This window comes from Acinetobacter sp. 1130196, from assembly GCF_000588095.1.
Taxonomy (GTDB): Bacteria; Pseudomonadota; Gammaproteobacteria; order Pseudomonadales; family Moraxellaceae; genus Acinetobacter; species Acinetobacter nosocomialis.
Genome location: NZ_JFWX01000014.1, coordinates 45,351 through 60,586 on the forward strand (window position 1 = coordinate 45,351; position 15,236 = coordinate 60,586).

General features: G+C 38.6%; 18 protein-coding genes and 3 tRNA genes. 13 read left to right on the forward strand and 8 right to left on the reverse strand.

The genetic code is table 11. The features are described 5' to 3' along the window. Nucleotides 1–168: 168 nt before the first annotated feature. The 3 genes from J671_RS13215 to J671_RS13225 all read right to left on the reverse strand — a co-directional run bounded on the left by J671_RS13215 (nucleotide 169) and on the right by J671_RS13225 (nucleotide 488). Nucleotides 169–244, reverse strand: a tRNA-Gly gene (locus J671_RS13215). A gap of 46 nt (nucleotides 245–290) precedes the next feature. Continuing rightward, nucleotides 291–366, reverse strand: a tRNA-Gly gene (locus J671_RS13220). 46 nt (nucleotides 367–412) lie between these two features. Continuing rightward, nucleotides 413–488 (reverse strand) — tRNA-Gly (locus tag J671_RS13225). Between the two features lie 230 nt (nucleotides 489–718). Here J671_RS13225 and J671_RS13230 point away from each other — a divergent pair. The 5 genes from J671_RS13230 to J671_RS13250 all read left to right on the forward strand — a co-directional run bounded on the left by J671_RS13230 (nucleotide 719) and on the right by J671_RS13250 (nucleotide 3,552). After that, nucleotides 719–1,027, forward strand: coding sequence for a BolA family protein (locus J671_RS13230; protein WP_000051228.1), 309 nt, complete (start codon nucleotides 719–721; stop codon nucleotides 1,025–1,027). An 11-nt stretch (nucleotides 1,028–1,038) separates the two neighbouring features. After that, nucleotides 1,039–1,431 carry a SirB2 family protein gene (locus J671_RS13235; protein ID WP_006581265.1) on the forward strand — a complete coding sequence of 131 codons (393 nt, stop codon included), beginning with the start codon at nucleotides 1,039–1,041 and terminating at the stop codon, nucleotides 1,429–1,431. Between the two features lie 76 nt (nucleotides 1,432–1,507). Continuing rightward, nucleotides 1,508–2,350: a ParA family protein gene (locus J671_RS13240; protein ID WP_002054248.1), complete on the forward strand. Its 843-nt coding sequence runs from the start codon at nucleotides 1,508–1,510 to the stop codon at nucleotides 2,348–2,350. 10 nt (nucleotides 2,351–2,360) lie between these two features. After that, the gene (locus J671_RS13245) at nucleotides 2,361–2,747 is read left to right on the forward strand and encodes a hypothetical protein (RefSeq protein ID WP_004711075.1); all 387 of its coding nucleotides are present in this window, start codon (nucleotides 2,361–2,363) and stop codon (nucleotides 2,745–2,747) included. A 214-nt stretch (nucleotides 2,748–2,961) separates the two neighbouring features. After that, complete coding sequence (locus J671_RS13250) at nucleotides 2,962–3,552, forward strand: LysE family translocator (RefSeq protein ID WP_004883927.1); 591 nt, start codon at nucleotides 2,962–2,964, stop codon at nucleotides 3,550–3,552. Nucleotides 3,553–3,560: 8 nt separating this feature from the next. Here J671_RS13250 and J671_RS13255 read toward each other — a convergent pair whose 3' ends face one another. After that, a complete protein-coding gene (locus J671_RS13255) occupies nucleotides 3,561–4,202 on the reverse strand; it encodes a DedA family protein (RefSeq protein ID WP_002054234.1) in 642 nt (213 codons plus the stop codon). A gap of 194 nt (nucleotides 4,203–4,396) precedes the next feature. On the opposite strand from J671_RS13255, the gene J671_RS13260 reads away from it, so the two are divergent. After that, entirely contained in the window at nucleotides 4,397–4,834 is a 438-nt protein-coding gene (locus J671_RS13260; protein ID WP_004711072.1) for a DoxX family protein, read from the forward strand. Between the two features lie 58 nt (nucleotides 4,835–4,892). Here J671_RS13260 and J671_RS13265 read toward each other — a convergent pair whose 3' ends face one another. After that, nucleotides 4,893–6,110: a DUF445 domain-containing protein gene (locus tag J671_RS13265; protein WP_171057494.1), complete on the reverse strand. Its 1,218-nt coding sequence runs from the start codon at nucleotides 6,108–6,110 to the stop codon at nucleotides 4,893–4,895. Between the two features lie 387 nt (nucleotides 6,111–6,497). On the opposite strand from J671_RS13265, the gene guaA reads away from it, so the two are divergent. Continuing rightward, the gene (gene guaA, locus J671_RS13270; protein WP_031982544.1) at nucleotides 6,498–8,066 is read left to right on the forward strand and encodes a glutamine-hydrolyzing GMP synthase; all 1,569 of its coding nucleotides are present in this window, start codon (nucleotides 6,498–6,500) and stop codon (nucleotides 8,064–8,066) included. Nucleotides 8,067–8,121: 55 nt separating this feature from the next. Here guaA and J671_RS0104510 read toward each other — a convergent pair whose 3' ends face one another. Beyond that, complete coding sequence (locus J671_RS0104510; RefSeq protein WP_031982545.1) at nucleotides 8,122–8,619, reverse strand: GNAT family N-acetyltransferase; 498 nt, start codon at nucleotides 8,617–8,619, stop codon at nucleotides 8,122–8,124. Nucleotides 8,620–8,892: 273 nt separating this feature from the next. Between J671_RS0104510 and J671_RS13275 the strand changes: the two genes are divergently transcribed. The 6 genes from J671_RS13275 (at nucleotide 8,893) to J671_RS13300 (ending at nucleotide 12,448) form a co-directional block, all read left to right on the forward strand. Next, complete coding sequence (locus tag J671_RS13275) at nucleotides 8,893–9,420, forward strand: PadR family transcriptional regulator (protein ID WP_031982547.1); 528 nt, start codon at nucleotides 8,893–8,895, stop codon at nucleotides 9,418–9,420. A 13-nt stretch (nucleotides 9,421–9,433) separates the two neighbouring features. Next, nucleotides 9,434–9,814: a Fur family transcriptional regulator gene (locus J671_RS13280; protein ID WP_031982549.1), complete on the forward strand. Its 381-nt coding sequence runs from the start codon at nucleotides 9,434–9,436 to the stop codon at nucleotides 9,812–9,814. A gap of 30 nt (nucleotides 9,815–9,844) precedes the next feature. Continuing rightward, nucleotides 9,845–10,150 carry a DUF3861 domain-containing protein gene (locus tag J671_RS13285; RefSeq protein WP_002054242.1) on the forward strand — a complete coding sequence of 102 codons (306 nt, stop codon included), beginning with the start codon at nucleotides 9,845–9,847 and terminating at the stop codon, nucleotides 10,148–10,150. Between the two features lie 164 nt (nucleotides 10,151–10,314). Then, nucleotides 10,315–11,262, forward strand: coding sequence for a pirin family protein (locus J671_RS13290; protein ID WP_022574375.1), 948 nt, complete (start codon nucleotides 10,315–10,317; stop codon nucleotides 11,260–11,262). After that, nucleotides 11,259–11,666, forward strand: a complete 408-nt coding sequence (locus J671_RS13295) for an OsmC family protein (RefSeq protein WP_031982550.1) — start codon at nucleotides 11,259–11,261, stop codon at nucleotides 11,664–11,666. The genes J671_RS13290 and J671_RS13295 overlap by 4 nt, the downstream gene beginning before the upstream one ends. Before the next feature lie 113 nt (nucleotides 11,667–11,779). Further along, nucleotides 11,780–12,448, forward strand: coding sequence for a glutathione S-transferase (locus J671_RS13300; protein ID WP_022574377.1), 669 nt, complete (start codon nucleotides 11,780–11,782; stop codon nucleotides 12,446–12,448). Nucleotides 12,449–12,491: 43 nt separating this feature from the next. Here J671_RS13300 and J671_RS13305 read toward each other — a convergent pair whose 3' ends face one another. After that, the gene (locus tag J671_RS13305; protein WP_031982552.1) at nucleotides 12,492–13,115 is read right to left on the reverse strand and encodes an SPOR domain-containing protein; all 624 of its coding nucleotides are present in this window, start codon (nucleotides 13,113–13,115) and stop codon (nucleotides 12,492–12,494) included. Between the two features lie 151 nt (nucleotides 13,116–13,266). Then, the gene (argS, locus tag J671_RS13310; protein WP_031982553.1) at nucleotides 13,267–15,057 is read right to left on the reverse strand and encodes an arginine--tRNA ligase; all 1,791 of its coding nucleotides are present in this window, start codon (nucleotides 15,055–15,057) and stop codon (nucleotides 13,267–13,269) included. Nucleotides 15,058–15,236: the final 179 nt, after the last annotated feature.

Consider the following 15,236-nt stretch of genomic DNA (forward strand, 5'->3'; position numbering starts at 1 on the left):
GATATAACTGGCAATTTAAAAAGGTGAATCGGGTAGAAGCTAGAAAGTCTTTCGTTGGACTTGAACCGGTTTCTTCTCAGTAAGTTATGCTGTGAATTGATAAAGTAAAAAAATAAGGATCGATAAAAAGAAAAAAGCCCCAGTCTTTTGACTAGGGCTTTTAAAATTTGGAGCGGGAAACGAGACTCGAACTCGCGACCCCAACCTTGGCAAGGTTATGCTCTACCAACTGAGCTATTCCCGCATATATGAGCAGTTTTTACTAAAACTTTCTCAAAAAAAAACCAATTTGGAGCGGGAAACGAGACTCGAACTCGCGACCCCAACCTTGGCAAGGTTATGCTCTACCAACTGAGCTATTCCCGCATATATGAGCAGTTTTTACTAAAACTTTCTCAAAAAAAAACCAATTTGGAGCGGGAAACGAGACTCGAACTCGCGACCCCAACCTTGGCAAGGTTATGCTCTACCAACTGAGCTATTCCCGCGTGCCGCTTATAATACATTAAGCAAAACAAGGGTCAACAACTTTATGCAAATAATTATGCTGATTGCATAAAATAAAAACAGAAATGAGCATTTAGAGTTATTTTTATTGATAAGTTGCCGAATAAATAGACATTTTGTTTGAAGTCAAAGCGTACAAGAGCAACTTTTGTTTGTGTGTAGACAGGGTATACTAGGTCTAAATATACGAATAATCGTAAAAGGAAAAGCTATGAGCCTTGAACAACAGTTGATTGAACGGTTACAAACCCTTGCACCTAGCCATTTGGAAGTCATTAATGAGTCTGCTGGCCACGGTGGATATTTTCCAGGTAAAGAATCACATTTTAAAGTGATTGTAGTGAGTGAAGAGTTTAACGGCTTGCGTTTGGTTCAACGTCATCAAAAAGTTTATGCCTTGGCTTCTGATTTAATGAATCCGGGACAAATCCATGCTTTAGCAATTCACGCTTATTTACCAAGTGAGTGGCAAGGTCAAGCGCCAGCGAGTCCAGAATGTGCACATGCACCTAAGAGCTAAGGGCTTAGTTTATGGACGCACATTTACTCACTAAAATTATTCATATGACTGCGGTAGCAGCCGCACTTATGGTTTTTGTATTACGCGCTTCTACACTGTTTATTGGTGTACAAGGTCAACAACCTAACCCAGCAGGGCGTAAAGTGTTAGTTGCTTTACAGCATTTGTCATTTACTGTGGTTTTTATTACTGGCGCAATTTTACTGGTGATGAAGAACTTTCAGGTCCAGCCGTGGTTTTACGCTAAAATTATCTTATTTTTAGTGCTCTTATCATCATTAATGAAAGCCTTTAAAAAGGATGACACTATTTTATTAGCCCAGCGCCGTGCGGGTTTGGTTATTAGTGCAATCGCATTTGTTGCCATTATTATTTTGGTCATCGTGAAACCGGTTTTTGCTTAATTGTTCTACATTCTTTGCCTTTTTGCTTAAGCTCTAGGTTAAACTGCATACAGTAAAAAAATATGTAGAGGGAAACATGTTAACTCGTGTGGTGTTTAACCAAAAAGGCGGTGTAGGGAAATCAAGTATTACTGTAAATTTGGCTGCAATTAGTGCCAAACATGGCTTAAGGACCTTGGTGATCGACCTTGATCCTCAAGCCAACTCTAGCCAATACCTTTTAGGTGAAGAGGCAACATACGCTGCTGATAAAGCAGTTTTAGAACCAAATATTGAAAACTTCTTTGAAGATGTGCTGGGGAATAATCAACAAAAGGGTCTAATTGGTAATGCTATAGGCTCAATTTTAAAAGCCCCTCGTAATAAAGATCTCGACAGTTTTGTACACTCAACATCTTTTGCAAAACTAGATGTGCTTCCGGCTAGCCCTACGCTCGGTGCTCTTGAACATGCACTTGAAAGCAAACATAAAATTTATAAATTACGTGATTCAATTCAAAGCTTAATTGGACGATATGACCGCATTTATATTGATACACCACCAGCTTTTAACTTTTTTACCTTGTCTGCTTTAATTGCTGCAGATAAAGTTCTGATTCCTTTCGACTGTGATGTATTTTCAAAACGTGCGTTACAAACATTGATTGAAAATGTTCTCGAAACGCAAGATGATCATAATGACCGCTTGGAAATTGAGGGAATTGTGGTGAATCAGTTCCAGTCCCAAGCAAAACTACCGCGGGAAGTGGTTCAACAGTTAAAAGATGAAGGTTTACCTGTACTTAATAGCATGTTACCACCATCAATTTTAATGAAAGAATCACATCAGAAAAATTTACCTTTGGCTCACTTGGCGCCAGAACACAAATTGACTCAATCTTATGAGGCATTGTTCAGCGAAATTGAACCAAAACGATAAGAGAAAAATGATGAAAGGCTTATATCTTGTGCCTTTGGCAGCAGCCACTTTACTATTGGGCGCTTGTGCCACGACGGTAAAACCGACTTATGTGTCTCCGACACAATATCAATCTTTGAGTTGCCAACAACTACAAAGTGAATATAACCGTATTCAACAATATATCGACAATGGTGTACAGACTCCAAAAAGTACAGGTATGGGCGTTGGCGTTGGACTTGGTGGCGGCTGGGGACGAGGCGGTTGGGGATTCGGTCCATCCATCTCTGTCAACATGGGGCAATCTTCTTCAACCAAGAACACTGAACTTTCACGTGTAATGGGTCAACAAGAGGCAATTGTTCAGGCTGCTCAGTTTAAGAATTGTCCAATTATTGTTCGTAAAAAGGCGAAATAATAGTCAATTTTGAATCACAATATGCTAATTAAAGCATATTGTGATGAATAAAGTTTAGCAAAATGTTTCATAATAAAATCAATATAAATCAAAGGCTTTTTAAAAATATAACTTTAAAGTGGCTGTATTTTTTCTAGTCAATATACTCACTAAACTTGCTATATTTTGCCTATTTCGTTTAAGGTTGCCGCATCTTTATCAATGTGGAAACTTTATGATTGAAAGCTGGTTTTTTGTATTAGCAATGTTGGCTGTTTTGCTTATCCCTGGTCCGACAAATGCATTACTTGCAACCGCAGCTCACTCACAAGGTTTATCTAAAACATTCTGGCTTATTCCAATGCAATGGTTAGGCTATGCTTATGGCATCAGCTTTTGGGCCGTGTTTATTCATTTAGCAGCTCCAGTCTGGCCAGCGCTGCTACTCATTTTGCATATTACGAGTGTGTTATATGTATTCTGGATGGCATTCCGTTTATGGAAAACCACACATTTACAACAGTTTAGCCAGAACCATCGCAATATTCGCCCACGTCAACTATTCTTCTCAACTTTAAAAAATCCTAAGTCCTTACTGTTTGCAGCTGGTATTTTCCCAGCTGAAACATGGAATTCGCCAGAAAATTTTCTTATGGTCTTTGCTGCTTTTACTTTGACCCTTATTCCTGCTGCGAGTTTCTGGATGATTTTTGGACGTGCTTTATTAACGGGTTCAATGCAGAAAATAAAAGCCGATCATTTATATAAAGGATCGGCCATGTTACTTATTTTGTGTATGCTTCCGGTGGTATTTCGTTTCTTCTAAAGGAACCCTTAAACGTTAGCTTTACGGTTCTTTAATTTTTCGCGGATAAATCCAATAATACCTGGTAGAACACTAATAATAATGATGCCGAAAATAAGATGGGTAAAGTTATCTTTTACAACTGGCATATTTCCAAATAGATAACCTAAGGTTACAAAAGAAGCCACCCAACAGAATGCTCCAATTAGGTTGTATGTCAGGAAAAACTTATAATTCATACTACCAGCACCGGCAACAAAAGGGGCGAAGGTGCGGGCAAATGGAATAAAACGAGCAAAAATAATTGTTTTGCCACCGTGACGGGCAAAGAATTCTTGAGTTTTAGTTAAATGCTGTTTGTTAATGAGTCGGGAATTCATTTCAAACACACGTGGACCGATAAAACGACCAATATGATAGTTCACAGTGTCGCCTAAAACTGCTGCAATAAAAAGTAGAGTACCCAGTAACCATGGATCCATCTTACCCGTAGATGCCGCTAAAGCACCTGCTGCAAACAATAAACTATCTCCCGGTAAGAACGGCATGACCACTAGACCGGTTTCGACAAAAATAATTAAAAATAAAATGCCATAAATCCAGACTCCGTAATTTGTAATAAATTCGGCGAGATGCTGGTCAACGTGTAGAATAAAATCAAGAAGTTCCATGAGATGACTAAGTGGTAAACCGTGCTCAAATCGTAGCAGTGAGCCTATCGAAAGTCAGTATAAAACATCAAAAATATACAAATTGATCATCCTATTTGTGCAACGATATATATGGATTTTGAGTATTTAATTATCAATGTCCCAAACCTAGAATGAGTTCATCAACAAATAAGCATTTAAATAAAGGTGGCTGTATGTTTAATCCAAATGTGGTGGTCAAAAATATCGTAACGCAACCAGGCGCGGACAGTTTCATTAGCCTTGTTGCTCGTCTTCTTATCGCTTACATCTTTCTTGTTGCTGGTTGGGGGAAAATTACCGGTTATGCAGCAACTGTAGGTTATATGGAAGCTATGGGTGTTCCAGGTGGAATTCTACCATTAGTCATTTTGGTTGAGTTCGGTGGTGGTTTAGCTTTGTTATTTGGTTTCCAAGCACGTTTTGCAGCTTTTGGTCTAGGAATCTTTAGTATCTTGACTGCATTCTTGTTTCACCAAGGTGGTGCTGATGCAGCAGCGCAATATAATAATGGCATCCATTTTATGAAAAACTTTGCAATGGCAGGTGGTTTGTTCTTCTTGATGCTTCATGGCGCTGGACGTATTAGCTTAGACCATGCAATTGAAAAATAATATTCAAGACAAAATAAAACCGGATGAGCAATTCATCCGGTTTTTTTATATTTAAAAATTAGAGCATAAACTGGATTTGTAATTCCCCAACAACAAAACCAAGTACTGCACCTACTGCAATGAGTGCCCACTCATCTTCTTTGAACGCGGGACGCAACATCCCTTCAAATTCGGATGGTGTTAATTTTTGCATACGTTCAATTAAAGTGCTGCGAATATTCATTGCATCTTCCGCATACGACTCAACATATTTCATCGTTTCTGGTAGCTGTTGCATAATACGTTCAGCAACCTGTGTTTTCATATTTTGGTATTTTTCGCCGCCAATTGCATAAACAACAAGTGGGCGAATCACACCTGCCTGCATATCAATTTCCTGTTTAACATGGCGGTTCACCAACTCAATTACACGCGCAGAGTGAGTACCTGAAAACAACTCTTCCATCATATGACGTGAAGTTAAAAGCTGTTTGGAAATTAAGGCTGCGTAGTCAGCTGCTACTTCATTTTGTCGTTTAATAAATAGACCTTGCCATGTATAGCCCAATATCTTTTTCGGATAGAGCGGTCTAAACATCATTTGTAGGGCAATCCAGTCACTAAAGAACCCTACAAATCCGCCAAACATCGGCAGCATCCAAGGGTATTTGCCTTGTGTGATAATCCAGCACAACATTTGGATTACACCAATTCCAAAACCGAATACAAAACCAACGTTACTGAAGAATTTAAATTCTTGTTTGCCTACACGCTTAAAAATATTGTTGAGTAGACGTTTATCTTTAAGCAAGTTGCTAATCACCAAATGCTTAATATCAAAATATCGATTTACGTCACGTTGCACTTCACTCATGATGTGCTCGACAATTTCCGGTGCTTTTGATTGCACTCTACGGATCAGTCTTTGGCGGGCAAACTCAGGCATACCTTCCCATAAACCGGGTTGATACTCTTGCGCGACTTCACGCGTAATATCTTCTGCTGCTGCCATTAATGGTTTTTCAATTTCTTTGGCAATACGCTTTGGGTCAAGGCGAGCAAAAATTTCTTCGGGTTTAATCAGCTTAGCTGTCATGAGTTCAACAGCAATGGTTGCCATTTTTTCAGCTTTACGAGGCACGATACCTTGCCAGCCAAAAAACGGTTTAATACCTTTAAATTCAAGTGGTGAGAACATCATTTGAATGGCAATCACTTTAGTGACATAGCCAATTAAACCACTCATGAAAGGAATAGAGACATACAACCAAAAATGTTGCTGGAAATCTGCAATCATAGTTTGAAGCATTGTTGTTCCTTAGATTTCTATTGATTTTGATATGGGGCAACAAGCCATAAAAAAACGGATAACTGTTCAAGGACAGACAAATATCGCTAATGGTATTTACCTTTCCATGGTAATGCCTGTTTTATCGGGTCATCTTAACATCAAATTCAAGACGATGTTGCATAGAATGTGATGAATTTATCAATGTGTATGAAGTTTTTAAGGGGTATACAGTATATTGATAAATATCAATAAATTTTAATTTACATTGATCAATCCCAATATAGAAATGATTCTGATATGAAAAAAATAAGATATATGATGATTTGCGGTGCGCCGAAGCGTGAAAAATGTTAAAATGGCGCGCTTAATTCTTTTGCCATTTAGTGGTTTGTCATGACTACCAATACTCAAATTACTGAAGATCGTATCCTGATCCTGGATTTCGGCTCTCAATATAGTCAGCTCATTGCACGTCGTGTACGTGAAGCTGGTGTTTACTCTGAAATGTATGCCTTTGATATGTCTGAAGAAGACATCCGTGCTTTTAAGCCAAACGGTATCATTTTATCAGGTGGACCTGAGAGTGTGCATGAAGAGGGCAGCCCGCGAGCACCGCAAGTGGTGTTTGAATTAGGCGTTCCAGTATTGGGTATTTGCTATGGTTTACAAACCATGTCTGAACAGTTAGGCGGTAAAGTTGAGCCGGGTACTGTACATGAGTTTGGTTATGCCGAAGTTGATATCGTTAAACGTGACCAACTTATTGGCAACTTACAAGACCGCGAAAACCAGTTACACGTTTGGATGAGCCACGGCGACAAAGTGAGCAAAATTCCAGAAGGTTTTACAATTACTGCAAGCACACCAAGCTGTCCAGTTGCTGCTGTAAGTGATGAAGCACGTGGTTTCTATGGCGTGCAATTCCATCCAGAAGTAACGCACACGGCAAAAGGTGAAGAGTTACTTGCAAACTTCGTTCATAAAATTTGTGGATGTGGTGGCCTTTGGACACCTGAACACATTATCGATTTACGTGTAGAACAATTACGTGAACAAATCGGTAATGAAAAGGTTCTTTTGGGTCTTTCTGGTGGTGTTGACTCATCTGTTGTTGCTGCACTTTTGCACAAAGCAATTGGCGATCAGTTAACATGTGTATTTGTTGATAACGGTTTACTTCGTTTAAACGAAGGTGACCAAGTGATGCAAATGTTTGCCGAAAACATGGGTATCCGTGTAATTCGTGCAGATGCTGAACAACGTTTCTTAAATGCATTGGCTGGTGAAGTTGATCCAGAGAAAAAACGTAAGATCATTGGCCGTGAATTTATCGAAGTATTTGCTGAAGAAGCACGTAAACTTGATGGCGTGAAATTCTTGGCGCAAGGTACGATTTACCCAGACGTAATTGAATCTGCTGCAAGCAAACAAGGTAAAGCACACGTTATTAAATCTCACCACAATGTGGGTGGTTTACCAGACGATTTAGCATTTGAATTGGTTGAACCTTTACGTGACTTGTTTAAAGATGAAGTACGTAAATTAGGTACTACACTTGGTTTACCGCATAGCATGATCTACCGTCATCCATTCCCAGGCCCTGGTTTAGGCGTTCGTATTTTGGGTGAAGTGAAAAAAGAATATGCAGATATTCTTCGTCTTGCTGATGACATCTTCATGCAAGAGCTTCGTGACAGTGGTTGGTATGATAAAACTGCTCAAGCGTTTGCTGTGTTCCAACCTGTTAAGTCAGTTGGTGTAGTAGGTGATGGCCGTCGTTATGCTTGGGTGATTGCACTTCGTGCGGTTGAAACAGTTGACTTTATGACAGCTCGTTTTGCACATTTACCATACGAATTGGTTGATAAAATCTCAACGCGTATTATGAATGAAATCAAAGATGTATCACGTGTTGTATATGACGTGTCATCTAAACCACCAGCAACGATTGAGTGGGAATAATTAAATGAAAAGGCAGGATTTAATCCTGCCTTTTTTATGTCTATTGATAAAAGCATTATTTATGTTTATCGATATACTGGTGACTAGTAATAAAAAAAATACTTTGATTTGAACCAAAACGTTCTACTGATTTCTCAAAAACCATTCCAACACGTTCTAGTAATTTGATTGATGCTTTGTTCTGTGTTTGAGTTTCAGCTATTACTTTCTTAAGATTTAACTCATTAAATGAATAATTTAAAACAAATTCAAGTGCTTGAGTTGCATATCCATATCCCATATATTCTGGCAGCAATTCATACGATACTTCGATATCTGAGCCGTCATGATGAGTATCCAGAGATATAATTCCTAGAAAATTATGATCAGTAGAAGATCGAATTGCCCAAATAGGTAATTTACTTGGAGTATTAATATCAGTATGTGCTCGCGTTTGAGCCAGAGATACTTCCAGGGGTCCACCTAAATACTTTCTAGTCGTATCATTTGTATAAAGTCTAACTAAATTAGAGACATCTGCTAATGTTAAATCGCTTAAATAACACAAGTGCATATTATTTATGATTAAAAAGAAAAATTAACATATTACATTTTATAAGAAATTCATCCTAAATATTATTTTCTTTCGTCAGCTTAAACTTCTTCTCAGAAAACGAGCTAGTAAGATGCTTAAGCACTCTTTTTTATTGCTTAACTTTTAAAGCTAAAAATTAATCCTAATAAATATCAATACAATAGTTCGTATTCTATTACTTATACTTGATAAAAGATATATTAAGATATATCTTAATATGCATAAATTAAACATATTAGAGAATCTTTAAAGATGAAACAACAATCAGAACATCATCATACTGAGCACAATGAACATCACCACGGACATCACCGTTCAGGTCGCCGTGGAAGACTTTTTGAAGCGGGACGTATGAAACTTCTGGTACTCCACCTTATTCAGCAAAGTCCTAAGCATGGTTATGAAATTATAAAAGAAATAAGTGATTTGGTCGGTGATGGCTATACGCCTAGTGCGGGAACAATTTATCCGACTTTAACCAGTCTGGAAGAAATGAACCTAATTAACTTGTTAGATATAGAGCGCAAGCAATATCAAATTACGGAGTTTGGTGAGGCTTATTTAACTGAACAAAAAGATAAGTTAAATGCACTATTAGAAAAATTACGTTTAAGACGTGAAATTCACAGTAATGATCAATTAATTGAAATTCACCGCGCCATGGAAAACTTAAAGACGGCTTTACGTTTGAAACTCAATACAACTGATTTGCAGCGAGAGCAGATCTATCAAATTGCCGAAAAAATTGATCAGGCTGCGGTTGCAATCGGGCGCCTATAAGTTGAGATAAGCCATGCTAGAGCTACAGCAAAAAATCAAAGAAGCGGGCTTAAAAGTCACTCATCCAAGACTTGTTGTTTTATCTTTAATTCAGGAGCAAGCGGAAGATTTAACGGTTAAACAGATTTATCAAAAGCTCTATACCCAAAAACAGAAGTTGAGCTTGGCAACAGTTTATCGGGTGGTCAGTGATTTGGAAGGAGCAGGCTTAATCTCAAATACTCAATTTCAACGAGGTGAAGCCAAATTTAACTTATCAGGCTTAGCCAATAATCAACTTCTACAAATTTATTGTGCAGAGTTGACACAAGCGAAACAAGAACAATTTCTAGCTAGTTTGCAATCTGTATTTACTCAATTTCAAGTTGACTTGAAGCAGATTGAAATTATCTAAAACCATTAATTTTTAATAGAGAACTTATATATGAAACAGCATCAATATCACGTTACTGTACAACATTTAAAAGATGCCAAAGGCGAAGTTTCTAACTATACGGAAAGGCTCGAGTTCTATACCGGTAATCATGATGACATTTTTGAGATTGTTGAAAAGTTAAAGAACGCAGAATTTTTCGATGATCAAACTACGAAATCTTTTGGAGTTGGTCTAAAACTTTTTAGTGAAGTCATGTTGGAAAATCGGGACCATCCACTGTTTCAAGAGTTCTTTCCCCAGTTCGGGCAATTTATGAAAAATCTAAAACAGCTCGTTAAAACTCAATCATCTTAAGCTGCTTAAAGCAGCTTTAATTATTTTCTATTTTATAATTAAAAATCGATTGTCTCATTCATAAGACCCTGTGTATTACTAAAAGACTATATTGAATAATAAGTGTATTGTTAAGATCAGTATAACAACTCATTGCAAAAGCATAGGTAAAAGAGAGTAATATCATGAGCAATAATAACGATTACGATATTTCTGATTCAAAGGATTGTGAGAAATTTGCCAATCAATTCATTCAGGAATTTCCAATTCGCTCTGCTGAAATTGGACAGGGGACGGTGATTAAGCGGGCTTTACCTAGTCGACAAAAGCGAATGATTGGGGCGTGGTGTTTTCTGGATCATGCAGGCCCGGTAACGTTTCCTGCAGGTAATGGTTTAGATGTAGGCCCACACCCACATATTGGTTTGCAAACCTTCACGTGGATGATTGAAGGTACCATGATGCATACCGATAGTTTAGGTTCAAAGCAGTTAATTCGTCCTAAGCAAGTCAACTTGATGACAGCAGGGCATGGTATTTCTCATACTGAAGTTGCGCCTGATACAGAAACTCAAATGCACGCTGCACAGCTCTGGATTGCTTTACCTGACCATAAGCGCAATATGGATCCGAAATTTGAACATTATCCTGAGTTGCCTGTTGTTGAAAAAGACGGTTTAGAATTTACCGTGCTCGTGGGTGAATACTTGGCAACTACTTCTCCAGTTGTGGTGCATACACCGTTAGTAGGTGTGGACCTTATTGCTACCCAGGATACTAAGACACGTATTCCACTAAATCCTGAGTTTGAATATGGCTTCATGGCATTAGATGGCGTTGCTCATGTGAATGGTCATGAACTCACTGCTGACAATATGGTTGTATTGGATACTGGATTGAGTGAAATTGAGATTGAAATCAAAAAAGGTAACCGTGTGCTGTTAATTGGCGGTGAACCGTTTGAAACTCCAATTTTGCTATGGTGGAACTTTGTTGCACGTACTATGGATGATTTAAAAGAAGCACGTGAACAGTGGATTAATCATGATGTACGTTTTGGCGAAATACCAGATTATGTTGGTGCACGTTTAGAGGCCCCAGTTCTTCCAGATCAAATGAGAGCATCAAAATGACAGTAGTAATCGCGAGTAGTAAGGCAAAACCTCTTGCCGAACAGTGGAAAGGTGAAATTATCAGTGGCCGTCATCAATACTTTTGTGATGAACCGGAAAAGTTAGAAGGACATGATCAGGGGCCAGCCCCTTATGATTTGCTAACTGGAAGTCTGGCAGCTTGTACACTCATTACTTTAAGAATGTATGCGAAACATAAAGATTATGATTTTGGTGAGTTCTCGGTTGAAATTGATTTTCATAGCAATCGTGAGCATGAAGAACATATCGAGCGTCGTATTGTTTTTAATGAGCTGCCAAGCGAAGAGCTTCAACAGAAAATTTTAACGGTATGCAGTAAAACGCCAGTAACTAAAACTTTGTTACGTAGTTTAGACATTCATACTGTGCTTGTTACAGCATAAAAATGCTATTTTGTTGAGGTGGATGACTTTATATCCATCCCACAAATGGAATAAAACAGCATGTTCACATGCTGTTTTTTATGTAAAAAAGAAAAATAAAAGTAGGCAATAACATGATTAGTGTACACCACCTGGAATGTTCGCGATCGTTTCGGATTTTATGGGCTTTAGAAGAGTTAGGCTTAGATTATGATATTCATTATTATCAACGCTTACCCAACTACTCAGCACCGGAAACGCTGAAATGTATCCATCCGCTCGGTAAGGCGCCGATTTTGACAGATGATGAGCAAGTCATTGCAGAATCCGCTGTCATTTTAGAGTATTTGCAGCAGCGCTATGATCAAAAACAGCAATTTAAACCTAAGCAAGCTCAGGATTTACAGCAGTATATTTACTGGATGCACTATGCTGAAGGTTCACTTATGCCGTTATTAGTGATGACTTTGGTTATGAATAACGTGAACAAACATGTACCTTGGTTAATTCAACCTGTAGCAAAGAAAATTACAGAAGGGGTGAAGGCCAATTTTGTTCGCCCGCGTATGAAAGATCATATTAGTTTTTTAGAAAACTACTTGTCTGAGCATGAGTATTTTGCAGGGGATTTTTCATTTGCCGATATTCAAATGAGCTTTCCATTAGAGGCTCTACAGTCCCGTCTTCAAGGCAAATATCCGCATATTCAAGCATTTTTGCATCGGATTCAGCAAAGACCAGCATTTCAAAAAGCAAGACAGAAAGGTTTGGGATCAAACGAAAGAAATTGTGCTGATATATAAAAGAAAAGGAACAAATATTTGTTCCTTTTTTATTACTTAATCTTTATTTGCGTTTAATTACGATAGAGTCAATGCCGCTATGCTGTAAGGTTTGCTGAGCAGCAAGAGCAGCTTCTTGGGTATCATATGGACCAGAAATAACACGGTACCAAGTCTTTCCATTTTCAGAGCTTTTAATTACATCAGCTGATAAGCCATTTAAAATGATCTCTGCACGTCGAGCATCTGCTTGATCTGGGTCAGCATAGCTACGGACTTGTAAAATATAATTTGGTTGTTGAGGTACAGTAGCTGTAGAGTCAGTATTGTCATCAGTATTAGCAACAGATTCTGATGCGGCAGGTTGAGCAGTACTAGGTGCTTCAACAATCATAGCAGTACCTTGGTTTTTACTTTCTGGAATAGCCTGTTCCGGAATAGGGGTAACTTGCTGTTGAGGTAATAAATCGTAAAAACGGTAATCTTTATTGGTTTCTTCTTCTTTGTAGTGGTCAGAAGTAATCTGGTTTTTTGAAGAAACAGGTTGCCACGGTTTCCAAAGCATGAGCACTACTGCGATACATAAGACCGCTAAAATAGCGACAAGTGTCCCTAACCATTTAGGAATTAAAGGCTTTTTAGGCTTATTAGGTCTTTCAGATACACCGCGTTGCGTTTTGCCAAACACGTGGATTATTCCTCTGTCTTTTGATTGTTTTATTTCGAGTTTAGTTCTCGTTTACTTTAAAACATCGCTTTGTATAGGTGAAGTCCTTACAAAGCGTTATTTCTTGCAACACGAAGGGGTATATGACTTTGCCAAATACCCCAACATGAACTTACATGGCTTCAGGTGCAGAAACACCGAGTAATTCTAAGCCATTACGCAGTACTTGTTGTACGTTGATTGAAAGTAATAAGCGTGCTTGTGTAAGTTCAGCGTCATCACTTAGAACTTTATGCTCATTGTACCAACCGTGGAATAGCGCAGCTAATTCTTTTAAGTAGTTACCTACTTGGTGTGGTTCATACGCATTAGCAGCACGTAATACAACGTCTGGATATGCAGCCAGTTTAGCAAGAATTTCAGTTTCTGCATCAAGTGACAAGCGCGCAGCATGTGAACGAGCTGCACTTACTTCAAATTGTAAGCCAGTGCTTGCTGCTTTTTCTAACATACGGCAAATACGTGCATGAGCATATTGAATATAATACACCGCATTATCTTTACTTTGTGACACAGCAAGGTCAAGATCAAAGTCAATGTGTTGTTCGCTCTTACGCATTACATAATAAAAACGGGCAGCATCGTTACCAACTTCTTTACGTAAGTCGCGTAAAGTCACGAACTGACCTGAACGAGATGACATTTGAACCATCTCACCACCGCGCCATAAACTTACGAACTGAACTAAAAGAACAGTTAATTTTTTCGAGTCATAACCCATTGCATCAATCGCAGCTTTTACGCGAGAGATATAACCGTGGTGGTCAGAACCCCAAATATCAACAAGGTCGGTATAACCACGTTGTAGTTTATTTAAGTGATATGCAATGTCAGATGCAAAGTAAGTCGTTTGACCATTACGGCGCTTAACAACACGGTCTTTTTCATCGCCAAATTCAGTCGATTTAAACCAGATGTTGCCATCTTTTTCATAAAGGAAACCACGTTGATCCAGTGTTTCCAACGCTTCGTCAATTTTTGCGCTAAGAGACGCTTCGCTAAACCATTGGTTGAAGGTTACGCCGAAGTCAGCAAGATCATCTTTAATATCATCTAAAATGGCATGAAGAGCTGCTTGATGGAATACGCGGTAGCCTTCACCTAATAATTGTTGTGAGTTGGCAATAAGACCATCAATGTGTTTTTCTTTGTCGCCAGATAATACGACTTTATTGCCTTCGCTATCGAGCTCATCTGCATATTGCACGTCTTCTGGCACATCTTTATAGACGTCTGCTACATCACGAACATATGCATTGTTATCTTTGTCGATAATGCTTTGAGCAATCTCTTTAACGTAGTCGCCTTGATATGCATTTTTAGGGAATACAAGGTTTTGCCCAAGTAATTCCAAATAACGTAAATAAGTAGAAGTCGCCAAAATATCCATTTGACGGCCAGCATCATTCACGTAGTACTCACGGTCAACTTTTGCACCTGTTGCTTCAAGTAAGTTTGCAACGGTCATACCATAGGCAGCACCACGACCATGACCTACGTGTAGGCTAGACGTCGGGTTGGCAGAAACGAATTCAACTTGAATCTTTTTAGCTGCATTTGATTGGCTGCGACCAAAGTCTTCTTTTTGAGCTTGAATCTGGTCAAGAATTGCAAAACGCTGGTCTGCATTTAAGAAGAAATTGATAAAACCAGGACCTGCGATTTCAGCTTTGCTGATGTCTGCAACTTCTGGTAGTGCTGCGAGAATTTTCTCAGCTAAATCGCGTGGTTTCATACCAGCAGCTTTAGAGCCGATCATGGCAATATTAGAAGCAAAGTCGCCATGGCTTCGGTCTTTGGTGCGCGTTAAATTGCTTGAATTATTCCAATCCGAAGGAAGCACACCTTCTTGCTGAAGGGTTTGCACTGCATGGTCGAGAGCTGCTTGTATTGCCGTATTCATATCAATCGAAAATAGATGTCGCAGAAAAACGTCAAATATAGCAAATTTCCTATGAGTTAGGGGAGTGCATTTAACGCTTTCATTTAATTTCTTTCTTGAAGTTTCATGGAACTATTTTTTTTGTAAATATTAAAAAATGAATGTGATTCAATTCTGAAAATACGTAAATACAGGCTTTC

Coding starts and splice junctions, on each gene's coding strand:
- argS (WP_031982553.1), bottom strand. CDS start 15,057: ATGAATACGGCAATACAAGCAGCTCTCGACCATGCAGTGCAAACCCTT.
- J671_RS13295 (WP_031982550.1), top strand. CDS start 11,259: ATGACAGTAGTAATCGCGAGTAGTAAGGCAAAACCTCTTGCCGAACAG.
- J671_RS0104510 (WP_031982545.1), bottom strand. CDS start 8,619: ATGCACTTGTGTTATTTAAGCGATTTAACATTAGCAGATGTCTCTAAT.
- J671_RS13260 (WP_004711072.1), top strand. CDS start 4,397: ATGTTTAATCCAAATGTGGTGGTCAAAAATATCGTAACGCAACCAGGC.
- J671_RS13240 (WP_002054248.1), top strand. CDS start 1,508: ATGTTAACTCGTGTGGTGTTTAACCAAAAAGGCGGTGTAGGGAAATCA.
- J671_RS13300 (WP_022574377.1), top strand. CDS start 11,780: ATGATTAGTGTACACCACCTGGAATGTTCGCGATCGTTTCGGATTTTA.
- J671_RS13275 (WP_031982547.1), top strand. CDS start 8,893: ATGAAACAACAATCAGAACATCATCATACTGAGCACAATGAACATCAC.
- J671_RS13265 (WP_171057494.1), bottom strand. CDS start 6,110: ATGATTGCAGATTTCCAGCAACATTTTTGGTTGTATGTCTCTATTCCT.
- J671_RS13235 (WP_006581265.1), top strand. CDS start 1,039: ATGGACGCACATTTACTCACTAAAATTATTCATATGACTGCGGTAGCA.
- J671_RS13280 (WP_031982549.1), top strand. CDS start 9,434: ATGCTAGAGCTACAGCAAAAAATCAAAGAAGCGGGCTTAAAAGTCACT.
- J671_RS13230 (WP_000051228.1), top strand. CDS start 719: ATGAGCCTTGAACAACAGTTGATTGAACGGTTACAAACCCTTGCACCT.
- guaA (WP_031982544.1), top strand. CDS start 6,498: ATGACTACCAATACTCAAATTACTGAAGATCGTATCCTGATCCTGGAT.
- J671_RS13290 (WP_022574375.1), top strand. CDS start 10,315: ATGAGCAATAATAACGATTACGATATTTCTGATTCAAAGGATTGTGAG.
- J671_RS13250 (WP_004883927.1), top strand. CDS start 2,962: ATGATTGAAAGCTGGTTTTTTGTATTAGCAATGTTGGCTGTTTTGCTT.
- J671_RS13285 (WP_002054242.1), top strand. CDS start 9,845: ATGAAACAGCATCAATATCACGTTACTGTACAACATTTAAAAGATGCC.
- J671_RS13245 (WP_004711075.1), top strand. CDS start 2,361: ATGAAAGGCTTATATCTTGTGCCTTTGGCAGCAGCCACTTTACTATTG.
- J671_RS13255 (WP_002054234.1), bottom strand. CDS start 4,202: ATGGAACTTCTTGATTTTATTCTACACGTTGACCAGCATCTCGCCGAA.